Origin of the sequence: uncultured Acidovorax sp. (assembly GCF_964021665.1) — a bacterium.
Taxonomy (GTDB): Bacteria; Pseudomonadota; Gammaproteobacteria; order Burkholderiales; family Burkholderiaceae_C; genus Acidovorax; species Acidovorax temperans.
The window spans coordinates 1-16,909 of the sequence record NZ_CAXIAK010000076.1; the positions used below are offsets into that span (position 1 = coordinate 1).

The 16,909-nt window shown below is 65.5% G+C and carries 14 protein-coding genes; 7 read left to right on the forward strand and 7 right to left on the reverse strand.

Annotated elements, in window-relative coordinates; translation table 11 throughout:
* Positions 1-657 (forward strand): bifunctional enoyl-CoA hydratase/phosphate acetyltransferase (locus tag AADJ04_RS14095; RefSeq protein WP_341239999.1); only part of this gene is annotated, 657 nt, incomplete at its 5' end.
* A gap of 12 nt (positions 658-669) precedes the next feature.
* Positions 670-1,887 carry an acetate/propionate family kinase gene (locus AADJ04_RS14100; RefSeq protein ID WP_142082303.1) on the forward strand — a complete coding sequence of 406 codons (1,218 nt, stop codon included), beginning with the start codon at positions 670-672 and terminating at the stop codon, positions 1,885-1,887.
* 40 nt (positions 1,888-1,927) lie between these two features.
* Here AADJ04_RS14100 and AADJ04_RS14105 read toward each other — a convergent pair whose 3' ends face one another.
* Positions 1,928-3,088 carry a GGDEF domain-containing protein gene (locus tag AADJ04_RS14105; RefSeq protein WP_341240000.1) on the reverse strand — a complete coding sequence of 387 codons (1,161 nt, stop codon included), beginning with the start codon at positions 3,086-3,088 and terminating at the stop codon, positions 1,928-1,930.
* A gap of 9 nt (positions 3,089-3,097) precedes the next feature.
* A complete protein-coding gene (locus AADJ04_RS14110) occupies positions 3,098-4,597 on the reverse strand; it encodes an AMP nucleosidase (RefSeq protein WP_341240001.1) in 1,500 nt (499 codons plus the stop codon).
* Positions 4,598-4,680: 83 nt separating this feature from the next.
* On the opposite strand from AADJ04_RS14110, the gene AADJ04_RS14115 reads away from it, so the two are divergent.
* The 4 genes from AADJ04_RS14115 (at position 4,681) to dtd (ending at position 9,238) form a co-directional block, all read left to right on the forward strand.
* Positions 4,681-5,943: a DUF4010 domain-containing protein gene (locus AADJ04_RS14115; protein WP_341240002.1), complete on the forward strand. Its 1,263-nt coding sequence runs from the start codon at positions 4,681-4,683 to the stop codon at positions 5,941-5,943.
* A 34-nt stretch (positions 5,944-5,977) separates the two neighbouring features.
* Positions 5,978-7,390: an ATP-dependent RNA helicase DbpA gene (gene dbpA / locus AADJ04_RS14120; protein ID WP_198845517.1), complete on the forward strand. Its 1,413-nt coding sequence runs from the start codon at positions 5,978-5,980 to the stop codon at positions 7,388-7,390.
* An 88-nt stretch (positions 7,391-7,478) separates the two neighbouring features.
* Positions 7,479-8,690 carry a YbfB/YjiJ family MFS transporter gene (locus tag AADJ04_RS14125; protein WP_341240003.1) on the forward strand — a complete coding sequence of 404 codons (1,212 nt, stop codon included), beginning with the start codon at positions 7,479-7,481 and terminating at the stop codon, positions 8,688-8,690.
* A 77-nt stretch (positions 8,691-8,767) separates the two neighbouring features.
* Positions 8,768-9,238, forward strand: coding sequence for a D-aminoacyl-tRNA deacylase (gene dtd / locus AADJ04_RS14130; protein WP_066694959.1), 471 nt, complete (start codon positions 8,768-8,770; stop codon positions 9,236-9,238).
* 55 nt (positions 9,239-9,293) lie between these two features.
* On the opposite strand, the gene AADJ04_RS14135 is transcribed toward dtd, so the two are convergent.
* Both AADJ04_RS14135 and AADJ04_RS14140 read right to left on the reverse strand, forming a co-directional pair.
* Positions 9,294-12,260: a DEAD/DEAH box helicase family protein gene (locus tag AADJ04_RS14135; protein ID WP_341240004.1), complete on the reverse strand. Its 2,967-nt coding sequence runs from the start codon at positions 12,258-12,260 to the stop codon at positions 9,294-9,296.
* Positions 12,257-14,263, reverse strand: coding sequence for a DNA methyltransferase (locus AADJ04_RS14140; protein ID WP_341240005.1), 2,007 nt, complete (start codon positions 14,261-14,263; stop codon positions 12,257-12,259). Before AADJ04_RS14140 ends, AADJ04_RS14135 begins: the two co-directional genes overlap by 4 nt.
* Before the next feature lie 119 nt (positions 14,264-14,382).
* Between AADJ04_RS14140 and AADJ04_RS14145 the strand changes: the two genes are divergently transcribed.
* Positions 14,383-14,808 (forward strand): helix-turn-helix domain-containing protein, encoded by a 426-nt coding sequence (locus AADJ04_RS14145; protein WP_341240006.1) that lies wholly within the window; start codon positions 14,383-14,385, stop codon positions 14,806-14,808.
* Between the two features lie 72 nt (positions 14,809-14,880).
* On the opposite strand, the gene AADJ04_RS14150 is transcribed toward AADJ04_RS14145, so the two are convergent.
* The 3 genes from AADJ04_RS14150 to AADJ04_RS14160 all read right to left on the reverse strand — a co-directional run.
* Positions 14,881-15,621: a sulfite exporter TauE/SafE family protein gene (locus tag AADJ04_RS14150; RefSeq protein WP_044395607.1), complete on the reverse strand. Its 741-nt coding sequence runs from the start codon at positions 15,619-15,621 to the stop codon at positions 14,881-14,883.
* 168 nt (positions 15,622-15,789) lie between these two features.
* Complete coding sequence (locus AADJ04_RS14155; RefSeq protein WP_341240007.1) at positions 15,790-16,323, reverse strand: response regulator transcription factor; 534 nt, start codon at positions 16,321-16,323, stop codon at positions 15,790-15,792.
* Positions 16,313-16,909: HAMP domain-containing sensor histidine kinase (locus AADJ04_RS14160; protein ID WP_341240008.1), on the reverse strand; the 597-nt coding region annotated here is incomplete at its 5' end. The genes AADJ04_RS14160 and AADJ04_RS14155, both read right to left, overlap by 11 nt.

Genomic DNA, 16,909 nt, shown 5'->3' on the forward strand with positions numbered 1-16,909 from the left:
AAAGGCAGCCTGCACACCGACGAGATGATCAAGGCCGTGCTGGCCCAGCCCGCGCTGCGCACAGGGCGGCGCATGTCGCATGTGTTCCGCTTTGACGTGCCGCTCTACCCCAAGCCCTTGCTCATCACCGATGCCGCGCTGAACATCCGCCCCAGCCTGGCGGAGAAGCAGGACATCATCCAGAACGCGATCGACTTCGCGCGCATCCTCGGCGTGGAGACCCCGAAGGTGGCCATTCTCTCGGCGGTGGAGACCGTGAGCCCCAACATCCCGTCCACGCTGGACGCCGCCGCCCTGTGCAAGATGGCCGACCGGGGCCAGATCAAGGGGGGGTTGCTTGATGGCCCGCTGGCCTTCGACAACGCCATCTCGGCCCAGGCCGCCGAGATCAAGCACATCGAGTCGCGCGTGGCGGGTGACGCCGACATCCTGGCCGTGCCCGACCTGGAGAGCGGCAACATGCTCGCCAAACAGCTGGAATACCTGGCGGGGGCCTCGGGCTCGGGCATCGTGCTCGGCGCGCGCGTGCCGATCGCGCTCACCAGCCGCGCCGACGGCCCCACGACCCGCGTTTCGTCGGCCCTGCTGGCCACGCTGGCGGCCTACGACGCGCGCCGCCAGCGCCAGCTGCAGGCAGCGGCGCAGTCCAACGCCTGAGAGGTGGCGGTCATGGCCATTCTTGCCGTCAACGCGGGCTCGTCCTCGCTCAAGTTCTCCCTGCACCCGCTGCGGCTCGGGCAGGTGCAGCCGAATGTGCTCAGCGGCAACATCGAAGGCCTGGAGCCCGGTGGCCAGCCCGAGATGGCCTGGACCTTTGCCGGCCAGCCGCGCCGCGAGGCGGTGAGCGGCCCGGGCGAGACGCCTTTTGTGCAGGCCCTGGCCCGCCTGCGCGAACTGCTGGCAGGCCTGGAGGGCGCGCCCCCCATCACGGCCGTGGCGCACCGCGTGGTGCATGGCGGCGAGGATTTTCGCGATAGCGTGCTTGTCACCGATGCGGTGCTCGAACGCCTGGCGCGCCTCAACTCCCTGGCGCCGCTGCACCAGCCGCACAACCTGGCGGGTATCCGTTCGTTCCGCCAGGCCTTTCCGGCGCTGCCGCAGGTGGCCTGTTTCGACACGGCTTTCCACGCCGGCCTGTCCGAGGTGGCCAGCGCTTTTGCCCTGCCGACCGCTCTGACCGAACAGGGTGTTCGGCGCTATGGCTTCCATGGCTTGTCGTACCACTACATCATGGACACGCTGCAGGAGCGCTCGCCGCGCGCGCAGGGACGCGTGCTCATGGCCCACCTGGGCAACGGCGCCAGCCTGTGCGCGGCCCGGGCCGGGCGCAGCGTGGCCACCACCATGGGTTTTTCGGCGCTTGACGGTCTGATGATGGGCACGCGCAGCGGCACGCTCGACGCGGGTGTGCTGCTCTACCTGATGGAGCAGGGCTGGGACCATGACCGCATCCAGAAGCTGCTCTACAAGCAGAGCGGCCTGCTCGGCGTCTCGGGCATCTCGGCCGACATGCGCCGCCTGCGTGCCGACGGCAGCGCGGCGGCGCAGCGCGCCATCGACCAGTTCATCTACCGCGTGGTGCGCGAGTCGGGCGCCATGGCGGCCAGCATGGGCGGGCTGGATGTGCTGGCCTTCAGCGGCGGCATCGGCGAGAACGATGCTGCCCTGCGCACCCAGGTGTGCGACCAGCTCGGCTGGATGGGGGTGCGCATGGACGCAGCGCGCAATGCCGGTGTGCCGGGTGACGCGGCCCATGCGATCCATGCCGAGGGCAGTGCCGTGGAGGTCTGGGTCGTTCCGACCGACGAGGGCCGCGTGGCCGCACGCGAGGCGGCCCGCCTGCTGCACCCGGCTGACGATGCCGGTGCGATGGAAAACAATCGATAAAAGTGGCTATGTCGATTGCTGGTCAAGCGCTGATAGCTATTTAATTCATAGCATCTTGGGTCGCACTGTGCAGGCGGCCGCGCCCGTCGGTCTTGGCCTCGTAGAGTGCCCTGTCGGCCCGTGCCAGCAGTGGCTGAATGCTGGTGTCATCAGGCCGCAGCACGGCCAAGCCAGCGCTGAAATCGATCTCCAGGCCCAGTTCGGCAGGGGCCGCCTGCCGCAGGCGCTGGCGCAGCCGCTGGTCGAGCGGCGCGCCGGCCGATGCGTCGCTGTGCAGCAGTAGGCAGAACTCCTCGCCGCCCAGGCGCGCGGCCAGGTCGCCGTCGCGGCGCGTTTCCTTGAGCAGGCGGCTGAACAGTTGCAGAGCGCGGTCGCCCACCTCATGGCCATGGGTGTCGTTCACCTGCTTGAAATGGTCCAGATCGAGCATGAGGGCGGTGAGCGGCAGGTCATGGCGCCGGGCGTGCGCCAGCATGGCCTGGGCGCGCTTCTCGAAGCCACGCCGGTTGGGCAGGCTGGTCAGTGCGTCGGTCACGGCGAGTTCGCGCAGCTTGATCTCGGCTTCGTCGCGCCAGGCCACCAGCATGGCGATGGTGTTGAGCACCACCGTCACGCAGGCGCCCAATGCAAAGGCCAGGTTGACCGGATGGGGTGTGCGAAAGCTGGGGTACTGGTCGGTGAAGGCACCCACGATGCCACGTGCCAGAGTCAGGCCCGCCATGGTCAGCATGCTGACGAAAATCAATCTGCGCCAGCCCGTCTCTGCGGGCCGCTGGGGTTGCAGCGTGGCGCGTGCCACCAATAGCGTGACCGCAGCCAGCAGGGTGTTGGCCCAGCCCACGCGGATGGCATAGCTGCCGAAGCTCGAAAAATAGCCCAGCGGCGTGGCCACCACGAGCACCAGCAGCAGGCGCGGCCAGGGCCGGGGGCCCAGCCATCCGGCGAGCGCACGGTAGTTCATCCACTGCGCCGCCGACCCGCAGCCGATGGAGACCGTGGACAGGATGCGGTCGGCCAGTGTGGCAGGAACGTAGGTGGATGCGATGATGGCCGCCCAGGCCAGGGCCTGCAACAGCAGGCTGGCCTGCACGTAGCGGGCGGATGCGCTGATGTTCCGACCCATGATGAGCGGCAGCGATGCCGAGATCATGAACAGGCTGATGGCCGTGGTGGCCAGCAGGGTCAGAAAATCCAGCTGCATGGCTCTGGATTATTGGAAAGCCACCTCGGCAAAGCTGCGCAGTTTGCGGCTGTGCAGGCGCTGCACGCCGCCGCTGCGCAGGATCTCGATGGCGCGCATGCCGATGCGCAGGTGCTGGTCCACGCGCTCGCGGTAGAAGTGGTTGGCCATGCCGGGCAGCTTGATCTCGCCGTGCAGGGGCTTGTCGCTTACGCACAGCAGGGTGCCGTAGGGCACGCGGAAGCGGAAGCCGTTGGTCGCGATGGTGGCGCTTTCCATGTCCAGCGCCACGGCGCGGCTTTGGCTGAAGCGGCGCTGGGGCTGGTTGTCGGGCAGCAGCTCCCAATTGCGGTTGTCGGTGCTGGCCACGGTGCCGGTGCGCATGATGCGCTTGAGGTCGGCACCGCTCACGCCGGTCACGCCTGCCACGGCGGATTCAAGGGCGAGCTGAATCTCGGCCAGCGCCGGGATGGGCACCCACAGCGGCAGTTCTTCGTCCAGCACATGGTCTTCGCGCACATAGCCGTGGGCCAGCACGTAGTCGCCTAGTTGCTGGCTGTTGCGCAGGCCCGCGCAGTGGCCCAACATGATCCAGGCGTGCGGGCGCAGCACGGCGATGTGGTCGGTGATGTTCTTGGCGTTGGCGGGGCCCACGCCGATGTTGACCATGGTGATGCCGCTGTGGTCGGCGCGCACCAGGTGGTAGGCGGGCATTTGCGGCAGGCGCGGGGGCGGGGCGCCCAGCTCGTCACCGGGCTCGGCGCTCAACCCCACACGGCGCGTCACCACGTTGCCGGGTTCGATGAAGGCGATGTACTCGCTGTCAGGCTTGGCCATTTCTTCATGGCCCAGGCGCACAAATTCGTCGATGTAGAACTGGTAGTTGGTGAACAGCACAAAGTTCTGGAATGCGCGCGGCGAGGTGCCGGTGTAGTGGCGCAGGCGGTGCAGCGAATAGTCCACGCGCGGTGCGGTGAACAGCGACAGGGGCTGCGCCTCGCCGGGCTTGGGCTCCCAGGTGCCGTTGGCAATGCCGTCGTCCATGGCGGCCAGGTCGGGCAGGTCGAACACGTCGCGCATCAGGGTGCGGCGCTCTTGGCTCATCTGGCCTTCCACATGGTCGTGCTCGCTGAACGAGAAGTGCACGGGGATGGGCTGGTGGCTGGTGCCCACCTCCAGTTCCACGCCATGGTTGTGCAGCAGCAGCTGGAATTGCTCCAGGTAGTACGCGTGGTACAGGTCGGGGCGGGTCAGTGTGGTCTCGAACCGGCCGGGCCCAGCCACAAAGCCATAGGCCAGCAGGGCCACGTCGGGGTGGGGCTTGGCGCGCGCCACGGTGTCCGTCTGGATGCGCACATACGGGTAGCACGCGCGCACGCGGCTGGGCAGGGTTTCGCCCGCCACAAAGCGCTGCATGCTGTCGCGCAACAGGCCGATCTGGTGGTTGTAGATGTGGTGCACCTGGGCCAGGGCCGATTCGGCCGTGGTGTGGCGGGTGGGGGCGATGAAAGCAGAGGATGTGGGGGCCATGGCGCTATTGTCCACAAGCTTTCTGACAGATCGAAACAAGCTGCCAGAATGGCGAAAGGCACCCGCGGGGTGCAGGAGCGGGCATGCAGGATTTGCAGGATTTGCAGGGTTTTTATGCCGCGCTGGCCGTGCTGGCCAGTGCTTTGGGCTGTGGGTTGCTGATGGGCATTGAGCGCGAACGCCGCAAGGGCAGCGGGCCACACCGCGCCTTGGCAGGGGTGCGCTCGTTCGCACTGGCCAGCCTGTCGGGGGCGGCAGCGGCGCTGTCGGGTTCGGTGGCCCTGCTGGGGGCTGGTGCCGCGTTTGTGGCCGCGCTGGGCGTGGTGGCCTATGCCCGCGACCGCTCCGAAAACCCCGGCGTTGCCACCGAAATCGCCCTGCTGCTGGCCTACCTGATTGGCGTGCTGTGCGCCAGCGACCGCCTGCTGGCCGCCGCCCTGGCCGTGATGGTGACGGGCCTGCTGGCGCTGCGGGCGCCGCTGCACGAATTTTCAAACCACTGGCTGCAACCGGGCGAGGTGCGCAGCGGCCTGGTGCTGGCGGCGCTGGTGCTGCTGGTGTTCCCGCTGGTGCCCAACCAGCCCATGGTGCAGGGTTTGCTGAACCCGCAGGTGGTGCTGCGCCTGGTGATCGTGCTGCTGGTCATCCAGTCGCTGGCGCACGTGGCGCGGCGGCTGATGCAGGCACGCCAGGCCGTCGTGTTGTCGGCCCTGGCTTCGGGCTTCGTTTCCAGCACGGCCACCATTGCCAGCCTGGGCATGGATGTGCGCGCCGGCAAGGCGCCCGCCCGTACGCAGGCCGCAGGGGCTGTGTTGTCGTGTGTGGCCACGGCCCTGCATGTGCTGGTGGTGGCGGCCACGGTTCAGCCGCATTGGCTGCCGTACCTGGCGCTGCCTGCGCTGGCTGGGGCCGGGGTGGCGGCCGTTTGGGGCTTGTGGCTGCTTTGGGGTGCGGCCGACCAGTCCACCGCCAAAGCGCCGCTGCAGGCCGATGCACCCATGTTCAAACTGCGCGACGTGGTGTTGATCACCCTGCTGCTCACGGGCATCCAGGTGGGCGTGGCATGGCTGGAGCGCACCCAGGGCAACGCCGGGATGATGGCAGGCGCCCTGCTGGCCGCGCTGGCCGATGTGCACGCTGCCGCTGCGGCGGTGCTGATGCACGCCCTGCCCACCGAGCCCGAGGCCATCGGCGTGGAACGCGCCTTGATGGCGGCGCTGCTGGTGCACGCGGTGAGCAAAAGCGTGGTGGCCTGGGTGAGCGGCGGCGGCGCTTACGCGCTGGCGGTGGCGCCGGGGGTGCTGGCGCACACGCTGGCATTCGTGGGGGTGCTGGTACTGCTCTGAGGCCCGCCAGGGCGGGGGCCGGATAATCCGCCCCATGACCTCCAAAGAAAACCAAGCCAGCACGGACTTCAGCACGCTGGCGCTGAGCCCCGCCACGTTGGCGAACCTGCAGCAGCTGGGCTACACCACGATGACCCCCATCCAGGCGGCCAGCCTGCCGCCTGCGCTGCTGGGCAAAGACCTCATCGCCCAGGCCAGCACCGGCAGCGGCAAAACCGCCGCGTTTGCTCTGGCCCTGCTGGCCAACCTCAACCCCCGCCGCTTCGCCGTGCAGGCCCTGGTGCTGTGCCCCACGCGCGAACTGGCCGACCAGGTGACTGCCGAGATCCGCCGCCTGGCGCGGGCCGAAGAAAACATCAAGGTCGTGACCCTGTGCGGTGGCGTGCCGCTGCGCGGGCAGATGCTGAGCCTGGAGCACGGCGCGCACATCGTGGTGGGCACGCCCGGCCGCGTGATGGACCACCTGGAGCGCCAGCACCTGACGCTCGAAGCGCTCAACACCCTGGTGCTGGACGAAGCCGACCGCATGCTGGACATGGGCTTCTTCGACGACATCGTGACCGTGGCGCGCCAGTGCCCCAAGGAGCGGCAGACCCTGCTGTTCTCGGCCACCTACCCCTTGGCAATAGCCAAGCTCAGCGCCCAGTTCATGAAGCAGCCCGTGCAGATCACGGTGCAGGCCCAGCATGCCGAGGGCAAGATTGAGCAGCGCTGGTACGAGGTGAAGAACAGCGAGCGCCTGCACGTGGTGTCGCAGCTGCTCAACCACTTCCGCCCCGAATCATCCATCGCGTTTTGCAACACCAAGCAGCAGTGCCGCGACCTGGTAGGCGTGCTGCAAGCCCAGGGCTTCAGCGCGCTGGCGCTGTACGGCGAGCTGGAGCAGCGCGAGCGCGACCAGGTGCTGGTGCAGTTTGCGAACCGCAGCTGCTCGGTGCTGGTGGCCACCGATGTGGCCGCGCGCGGGCTGGACATTGCCAACCTGGCCGCCGTCATCAACGTGGACGTGACGCCCGACCCCGAAGTCCACATCCACCGCATTGGCCGCACCGGCCGGGGCGATGCGCAAGGCCTGGCGCTGAACCTGGTCAGCATGGACGAGATGGGCTATGTGGGCAAGATCGAGGTGCTGCAAGGCCGCGAATCCACCTGGTTCCCTCTGGCCGACTTGAAGCCCACGGGCAACGGCCCGCTGGTGCCCCCCATGGCCACCATCCAGATCGTGGGTGGGCGCAAGGAAAAAATTCGCGCCGGCGACGTGCTGGGCGCGCTGACGGGCGACATGGGCTACACCCGCGAGCAGGTGGGCAAGATCAACGTGAACGACTTCTCCACCTATGTGGCGGTGGACCGCGCCATTGCCGCGCAGGCCGCGGCGCGCCTGAACAGTGGCCGCGTCAAGGGCAAGAGCGTGAAGGCGCGTCTGATCGAGGACGAGCGCGGCTGACATCCCTAGCGACCGGCGCAGTCGTGGCGTTGACAGCTGCCCTGCCCGGTGGCCGCTACCATCGTTGCTCCTGAACCGTGGAGCCCGCATGCACGCCCCTCTTGCGATCAAGCAACCCGCACGCTGGCGTGTCATCGTGGCGGGCATTTGTGCGCTCATCCTCACGGTGGGGCTGGCGCGCTTTGCCTACACGCCCATGCTGCCCATCATGCGCGAGCAGGCGGGCCTCACGCACTGGGCGGCAGGGTGGCTGGCCACCGTCAACTATGCGGGCTACATGGCGGGCACCTTGCTGGCAGCCTCTATCAACGACCTGGGGCGCAAGTACCTGATCTACCGCTGCGGCCTGGTGATTGCCGTGGTCAGCACGGCGGCGATGGGCTGGACAGACAGCGTGCCCGTCTGGTCCGTGCTGCGGTTTGTGGCGGGGTTTTCCAGCACGGCGGGGCTGCTGCTGGCGTCGGGGCTGGTACTCAACTGGCTGATTCGACAGGGGCACCGGCCGCAATTGGGGCTGCATTTTGTGGGGCTGGGCTTGGGCATCGCCGTCTCTGGCGTGGCGGTGGCGGCGCTGGTGCAGGGCTTGCCGTGGGACCGCCAGTGGCTGGGCCTGGGCTTGCTCGGCATTGTCTTTTTTGGGCCCGCATGGCTTTGGATGCCGCCCCCCGTGCCCGTGCCCGTGCAGGCCGCAGCCGCCCAGGCTGCGCCCACTTCCACCACGCCGCCCCGGCGCTGGATGTGGTTGCTCATCGCCGCCTACTTTTGCGCAGGCTTTGGTTTTGCCATGGGCGCCACGTACACGGTCGCCATCCTGGTCAAGCTGCCATTGCTGGCCGACAAGGGCGGGTGGGTGTGGGTGATTGTGGGGCTGGCGGCAGCGCCGTCGTGCTTCCTGTGGGACCGCGTGGCGGATGCGGTGGGGCAGATCCGCGCGCTGATGATGGCTTTTGGCTTGCAGATGGTTTCCGTCCTCATGCCCATCGCCACCGACCACGCTTTGCTCAACGTGGGTGGTGCCATGCTGTTTGGGGCCACCTTTGTGGGCATCGTCAGCCTCACGCTCACCCTGATCGGACGCTGCTTTCCGGCCAACCCGGCCAAGGCCATGGCGCGGATGACTCTGAGCTACGGCGTGGCCCAGATCATTGCGCCCGCCATGGCGGGCTACATCGCCACGGCCAGCGGCAGTTACCACGGGGCTCTGGTGGTCACGGCGCTGGTCATGGGCTGTGGTGTGGCAGCGTTGCAGGCACTCACCCACGAAGAAAAGCGTGCAGCCCAGGCGGCTGGCGCCCGTTGAGGGCGAATGCCGCCCGCGCTGCCTTCTCGCTGGCGGCACAATCGCACGCTCTACCTTGATGGACAAAGAGGCTTTTCTTGATCGCTGTATTGCAACGGGTGCGACAAGCCCGCGTGGAAGTGGACGGTGCCGTGGTGGGCGCCATTGGCCCTGGTTTGCTGGTGCTGGTGTGCGCCGAGCGGGGTGACACCGAAGCCGAGGCCGACAAGCTGCTGGCCAAAATTCTCAAGCTGCGCATCTTCAGCGACGACGCGGGCAAGATGAACCGCAGCGTGCAGGATCTGGACGGGCAGGGCGCCTGCGGCGGCCTGCTGCTGGTAAGCCAGTTCACCCTGGCGGCAGATACCACCGGCGGAAACCGCCCCAGCTTCACCCAGGCCGCAGCGCCCGACGAGGGCCGCAGGCTGTACGACTACGCCGTGGCCCAGGCCCGCAAGCTGCACCCCGAGGTGGCCACCGGCCAGTTTGCGGCCGATATGCAGGTGCACCTGGTCAACGACGGGCCGGTGACCATTCCGATGCGGATCGCGCCAGCGGCCACGGTTTAGTATCAAATTGATAGCTGCTAGCGCTTGCCGGATAAGCGATGGAGCCTGATTTTTCTCAAATCAAGCTGGTTTGCAACGATGCGTTGGCCAGAGGCCGCAGTCGCGCATAGTCCAGAAGCTCTGCCAGCCGCGCGCCCTTGGCCTGCCACTCGTACACCACGTTCTCCGCCAGCAATACGTAGTGCCATGGCGGGCCGCCGCGCTGCTCTGGCGTGAGGGCGTTGATGCGCTCACACCACGCCAGCGCGGCCTTGAGCTTGCGCTGCACGTTGGGGTGCGCGGTTTGCTGCTGCGCCTTGGTCTCCGCCAGGTACACCGCATCCGCCGTGCGCACCAAAAAGTCGGGCGAGTAGAACGCGGGCAAACCGTCTTCCTTCACATAGCGCAGCCGGGCAAAGGTGTGGCGGTTCTCGCTGATCTTGCAAAACGCCTGCACCTGCGTGTCCGCCTGCGCCCAGTGGATGAAGGCGCGCTCCAGCCCGCCATTGCGCGCAGGCCAGCCCAAGCGGGTGTAAATGCACTTGCTCACTTCCACCGAGTGGCTCTCGCGCAGCATCAGCTTGGGCACCTCGCTCAGCATGCGCAGGTGCACTTCGGTCTGGCCGGTGGTGTGCTTTTGCTCGGATTCCAGCAGGGCCACCGCAAACACCTTGGTGATGTGGTCCACCACCGGCTGCAGCAGCAACACGCGCCAGTTTTCGCCCTCCAGCGGGTTGAAGGTGGCGCCAAACAATGCCGTCCAGATGTAGTCGTCCAGCCAACCCGTCAGCTCCGCCGTGTTCACCTGCAAATACGGCTTGGCCAGATGTGTGGCGATCTTGTTGCTCTTGGGCATGGGCTCACTCAGCGCTTGGCTGATGCGCCGGGTCAGGCGCGACAGGTATTCGTTGTAACCCCCCACGTTCATCACCGCACCGTCCACCCTGTAGTCGCCAAACAGCGTGGCGCTTTGCAGGTCTTGCGAAATGAAGGTGTCGCCCTTGCCCAGCAGGCCGGTGAGCTGCTCCACACTCATGGCGGTGAACGCGGGCAAGGTGGAGATCTCCAATCCATCGTGGGCGTGGAGTTCGTCCGCCTCTTGCAAGATGAAGGGAATGCCAAAGTCGAACGCTTCAAACCCCTCACGCAGCTCCGCCGCCAGCACATCACCCGTGCTGGAGGTGTCGTCGGTATCGTCCCCCGTGGTGCCCGCCAGCCCTTCGTTCAGCAGCTCGTCGTAAAACGACTGAAACGCCGGGTGTTCCACGATGGAGAGCACGTCAATCAGGCTGCCTGGCTCTTGCCCAGCGTTGATGCGCTCTCGGTTCTCGCGTTTGAGGTCGGCATATTCGTCATCGCGCCACATCAGGCGCAAGCCGCGCCCGATGGTTTGCTCCAACAGAATCTGTGCCTGACTGGAACGCAGCGGCACGATCACGCAGATGTTGTTCACATCAAAGCCCTCGCGCAGCATCAGCACGCTCACGATCACGCGCGGCGTGGCGTGGCTATCCACGCTGAAGAGGCGCTCGCGCACGGGTGCCCAATCCTTCTCGCCCAACTCTGCCTTCTTGCCCGAGTCGATGGTCATCACCTCATCCTCGTTCAGACCTTCTTGATCTTGCAGAAAGGCTGCCACCAAGGGCGACACCGTGGTGTCCTCGCACACCACCAGCATCTTGGGGTGGCGGTGGGGGTCGATCTTGGCAAAGTCCGCCTCCAGCTTGCGCAGCTTCTTCAAGCCCGCGCGCAGCATCACCCGCTGGCCTTCGCTCAGCGTAGGGTTGCCCGATTCATCGCGCTCGGCTTTGAACTCCAAAGGCAGTGCGCCAATCTCCTTGCGCCGGTCCAGTACCAGCGACTTCACCAGCCCGGCACGCATGGCGCTCTTCAGGTCAAAGTCCACCACGATGTGCGGGAAGTACAGCTTGCGCTTGTTCTTGCCGCTGCCCACGTCGTTGTACGGCGTGGCCGAAAAGTCCACCTGCACAAAGCGCCGCCCCTTGGTGGCGGCAATGCGGCTCAGGCTCTTTTGCCACTCCACCTCGGTGGTTTCACCCTCGCGCTTGAACTCGTGGATGTGGTGCGCCTCGTCGTTGAACACCATCAGCTCGGGCAAGCCCGCCAGAAACTCCAGCACATTGCCCCGCGCATAGCGGCGGTCCAGCACATCCAGGCTGTTGCCTGTGGCGCGGCCTGGCGTCAGCGGCAGCACGGCACCCACCACCAGGTGCGGGTCCAACGGCGCGCCCAAGGCCTCCACATCTTCCACCGTGTCATCCAGCACCTCACCCTCGGCCAGCAGATGCCAGTTGGTGATGGCGATCATGCCGTTGCCCGTGGCTTTGAGGCCAATCTCGGCCTTGCTGCACACATTGCCGCGCACAAAGGCAAACACCGCATCGCGGTAGGCCTCAGGCACAAACAGGTCAGCAAACTTATAAATGTCGGAGGTGCTGAAATCGCGCCCTGAGCCACCCACACCACCCGCCACGAGCTTGCCGCAAAACGCATCCAGCAGCCGCTCGTACACGATCAGCCCCGGCGCCACCACCATGAACTGGCGGGTAAAGCGTGCATCGTTGATACCCTCGGCCAGCGCTGCCGTCTTGTTCAGCAACTGCCACACCATCAGCGCTTGCATCACCCAGGTTTTGCCCGTGCCCGTGGCCATCTTGAAGCAGTACTTGGGGTGGGCGTGTTTGGGGGATGCCACCTCGTTCATGCGGTTGCCGGTCAGCAGCGCATCGGGGGCGCAGGCTTGGTACAGGTCCAGCAGCGTCCAGTGCTCGCGTTCCTGCCCCAGCACCTCGTGCGCCACGATGGCGTTCAAAATAGCCTGCTTTTGCCCGGCGTGGAAATTCAATCCCTGCCGCGCTAACACCATGTCCTCGCCAAACCACCACAGCAGCAGTTCCGCCGTGGTGGGGGTCACCAGCTCCAGAATGTCCGCTGCGCCGGACTCCAGCCCCAGACAGAGCTGCTGGGTTTTGGCGGTCAGGCCTGCGGCCAGTGCCAATTGATCTTCGGTCTTGGTGCTCATGCGGCACCCACCGTCGTCACCACCTCGGCCTCAAAGCCAAACACATCCACCACCCGCACGCACACTTTGCGCGGCCCTGCCTTGGCGGGTGCGGTGACGGTCGCGGTGGTCACCACGCGCAGAGCGTCGGCATCGTTGGCCGTGTTGCCCCGGTAGTCCTGCCACACAGAGCGGAACACCTTGCCGTCGTAGTCCGGGTCCACCGCCCAGTATTCGATCAGGGCCAGCGGCTCGGCGTTGGCAATCTGCTGCAGTTTGATGCGGTTTGCGTCGTCCAGGTTGATGGCCTCGGGCGAGAGCAGCACGTAGTTCTTCAGCTGCACGGTCAGGGTTTCGGTATTACCGTCGGTCTTGCGCGCAATCGGGTGGATGGTGAGGTACTGCAGGCTGGAGAAACGCACCTGCCCGCGCAGCTTGTCGATGCCGCCTTTCTTCTTGAGCCGGTCCATCAGGTCGGGCGGAATCACCAGCACTTCCAGGCGCGAGTCGTTCAACGCGGTGATGGTCTCGCCAATGCTGGGCTCAAAGTTCCAGCCCAGCACCACCACACGGTCCCAGCCACCTAGCAGGTTGTCGCGCTGGGCAATCGCCTTTTTGAGCGTAGCCATGCCGGTGAGCTTGTTGGGAGAATCGGCCAGCACCAGCGTTTTGCGGCCCCGCTTGCCACCCAGTTCCATGCCCGCAATCTGGCCCAGGTTGCGCTGCGGGTTCACATCTGCAGGCAAGGGCAGCGCGCCATAGAGCGAGAGCACGATGTGCGACAGGTCACCAATGCGGAAGTCACGGCCCAGCGTGGCCTTGGCGGCCTCGACCTGGTAGTCGCCAATGGCCTGGTACAGAAAGGGCTTGGCTTCCAGGTCGATCAGGCGCTTTCGCATGATCATGCAGGCGGGTTTACCCAGGTCGGTGGTGATCCAGCGGCGGCCCAATTTTTCGGCGACGGCGGCCGTGGTGCCGGAGCCGCCGTTGAAATCAGCGACGATTCCTTCCGGAGGGCACGAAGACTCAATAATTCGCGACAACAGTTTTTCGGGCTTCTGTGTCGCGTAGTCCACACGCTCACTGGCGACCGGATTGACAGGCGGAATGTCGTCCCAAACAGAGTCAACGATGTCGCCTTCTACTTCGTCCAAGTAAATTTTTCGACTGCCTCCCCCTGTAGGGTTCACATCGCTCCGGCAAAGCCGTCCCGTCTCGTCAGGTCTGAATCGCTTCAGGTATTCAGGGTTATGCGGCTTGTATTGAGTTTTCCATGTGTAGTTCTCTCCCTTTGCATAGGAGAAAAGTAGGTCATGTTTTTGAGGAAATTTTTTCGCTGTGGAGCGTTTGAAACCGAAGTAGCTCCAAACAATTTCATTGCGGAAGTTGTTTTTTCCAAAGACTTCATCCAGAACAATCTTGACGTAGTGGCTGATATGCCAATCCAGATGCACATAGATGGAGCCGGTGTCCGCCAGCAACTCCCGCATCAGGATCAGCCGCGGCGTGATCATGGCGAGGTACGAGGCCGTGCCGTCGCTCCACGTATCGGAATAAGCAAACTGCTCTATCACCGTGGGCTTCTGCTCCAGCTCCAGGCCCGGTAGCGTTACCTTGGTGCGGTAGTCGGCCTTGCTGTCAAACGGTGGATCGATGTAGATCAAATCAACCTTACCGCGCAGGCTGGGCGTGTGCTCGTCCCCCGCCAATAGGGCGGCCATGGCCAGCAGGTTGTCGCCGTAGATCAGGCGGTTGGCCCAGGGGGCTTCGGCCTGTGCCGTCCCCAGCATGGGCTGCGCAGTCGCCAGCAAACTGCCTTGCCCCGGTGCAAACACCTCGCGCCGGTCGGCACGGGCTTGGGCGGTAATCCAGTCGGTGGCGGCTGCGTCTTTGGCGGGCAGTACCACTTCGCGGGTTTGCAGGGTCACGCGGTGTCGGCTCTCAATGCTCTCCAGGATTTTTTCGGCTTCTTTGCGGCCCTGGGCCACGATGTCGGGGAGTTGTTCAAGCAGGGACTTGGGCATGGAGTGTTGTGCGCGGCGGGCCTGGTGGCAGCCGATTCAATCGATAGTTGAATGAATAATTCAATTGATCGTACAACACAAAGTTCAATCAAAATTCAACCGAAATTTAACGTTTCGGCATGGACCAGAAGTTGGAATTTGCCGAACGCCTGCAAGCGGCTATGCGCGCTGCGGGGCTGGAGCCGCGCCCGGCGGTGCTGCTCAATTTGTTCAATACCAACTACTGGGGGCGATCCGTCACATTTCAGGCGGTGTCGCGTTGGTTGCGCGGTGAATCCATTCCGGCGCAAGACAAATTGATCGTGTTGGCCCAGGTGCTCAAGGTCGAGCCGGAGGTGTTGCGCTTTGGCGGCACGGTGCGCAAGTCGGTGCGGGAGCACCACCAGCGCTGGCAAGAGGGTGTGGGCTATCTGGAGCGTGAGACGTTTGACGCGTTTTTGCAGCTGCCCGCCCCGCAGCGCAAGCTGATCCGTGAGGTGATTTTGACGTTTGCCAAAGTGCATTCGCCAGATGCGAGCGCGCCCGCTGACCAGGCGGGCGATTGATGGAACTTCAAATTTGATAGCCGCCTGCGCTTGCCAGATAAGCGCTAGAGCCTGATTTGGTTTGTAGCCTACTCACTGCCGCCAGAAGAACAGCCCGGCCATCACCAGCCCAGTGACCACGATGCCGCCGCGCAACCAGGGGGCAGGAATGCGCCGTGCCACGCGCGCGCCGCCGTAGCCGCCTGCGGTGGCGGCCACCATCATCATCAGCGCCTGGGGCCACTGCACCACGCCGCCTGCGGCGTAGATGACCACCGCAATGGCCGTGAGCAGGGCCGAGACCCAGTTCTTCAACCCGTTCATGGCGTTGAGCTGCGTTTGCCCCAGCAGGCCGAACAAGGCCAGCAGCAAGATGCCCAGCCCGCCGTTGAAATAGCCGCCATAGGCCGCCACCGCCAGCACGCCCACCGTGGCTTTGGCGGTAGACGGCTTGCCGCCCGCCAGCATGGAGCGCAGTTGCGGACCGAAGGCAAACAGCGCCGTGGCTGCCAGCAGCAGCCAGGGCACCACGCGGCGGAAGGTGGCGTCGGGCGTGATGAGCAGCAGCGCCGCGCCCGCCGCACCGCCGATGAGCGACAGCACCACCAGCAGCCGCATTGACAGCCCCGGTGGCGGGGCTGTGTCTTCACGAAAGCCCCAGGCCCCGGCGATGTAGCCGGGCAGTAGGGCCACGGTGCCGGTGGCATTGGCCACCACGGGCGGCACGCCGGTGAAGACCAGGGCGGGCAGGGTGAGGAAGCTGCCGCCTCCGGCCACGGCATTGAGTGCACCGGCCACAAACGCGGCAGCCAGCAACAGGGCGCTATCGAACATGTCTTCTCCAGGGGCAGATGGGCGGTGGCGCTGCTTTGGCGCCAGATGGCTGGATCTTAGGAGAGTTGCAAGGCGCCCCGGGCCTTCAGGCGGCGCAGCGGGCGTAAAGGTGTTTTGCTCAAAAAGGTGGGGATGCAGCCGGGTGCGCAGCGCCTTTTGAGCGGCTTCTTACACCCGCTGTTTGCCCAGCTTGCGGCTGAGGGTACGGCGGTGCATGCCCAGGCGGCGCGCGGCTTCAGAGATGTTGAAGTCGCTCTCGGCCAGCACTTCGTGGATACGTTCCCACTCCAGCGTCTTGATGGAGCTGGAACGGTTGGTCAGCTCCACCTCGGTGTTGCCTTCCTGCAGGGCAAAGGCGGCTTCGATGTCGTCGGTGTTGGAAGGCTTGGCCAGGTAATGCCCCGCGCCCAGCTTGATGGCTTCCACCGCCGTGGCAATGCTGGCAAAGCCGGTCAGCACCACGATGCGCATTTGCGGGCTGTGCGCGTGCAAGGCGCGCACGCAGGCCAGGCCGGTGGCTTCGCCCTTGAGCTTGAGGTCTACCACCGCGTATTGCGGCGTGTGCACGGCCAGCAGTTCTTCCATGCGGGCGATGCCTTCGGCGTGCAGCACCTGGTACCCGCGCCGCTCGAACGAGCGCGCCAGCGTGCGGGCAAACGCTTCGTCGTCTTCCACGATCAGCAGCAGGCGGTCAGTGTCCATGGTCTTCCGAGTCGGTGTCTTGCAGGGTGATGGCAGCCAGCGAAAGCGTGATGGTGACTTCGGCGCCGCCTTCGGGGCGGTTGCGTGCCACCACGCTGCCGCCCAGGGTGCGCGCCACGTTCATCGACAGGAACAGCCCCAGGCCGCCCCCCGGCCGCCCCTTGGTGGACTGGTAGGGCGTACCGATGTGGCGCAGCACGGCGGCTGAAAAGCCGGGGCCCCGGTCGGTGACCACGATTCGCAACGCATCCGCATCGCACTGCGCCTGCAAGCGCACCCAGTGCGGCGATGCGTCCCGGGCATTGTCCAGCACATTGAAAACCATTTGCTCCAGGGTGGCATCGGCCACCATGGGGCTGTCGCCCTCCAGCAGGTTGTCGTAGACGAAGGTGTCCACTGAGCGCGTGGCGCGCCAGTCTTGCACCAGGGTGTCCAGAAACTGGCGCACGGTGGTCTGGCTCGACGATTCGCCGCGCGCCTCTCCCGCTGACATCAGGATGCCGCTGACGATGGTCTTGCAGCGCTTGACCTGGGCCTCCATCTCGGCAATTTCTTCCTGCAGCACCGGGTCCTGGGTCAGCGCGGG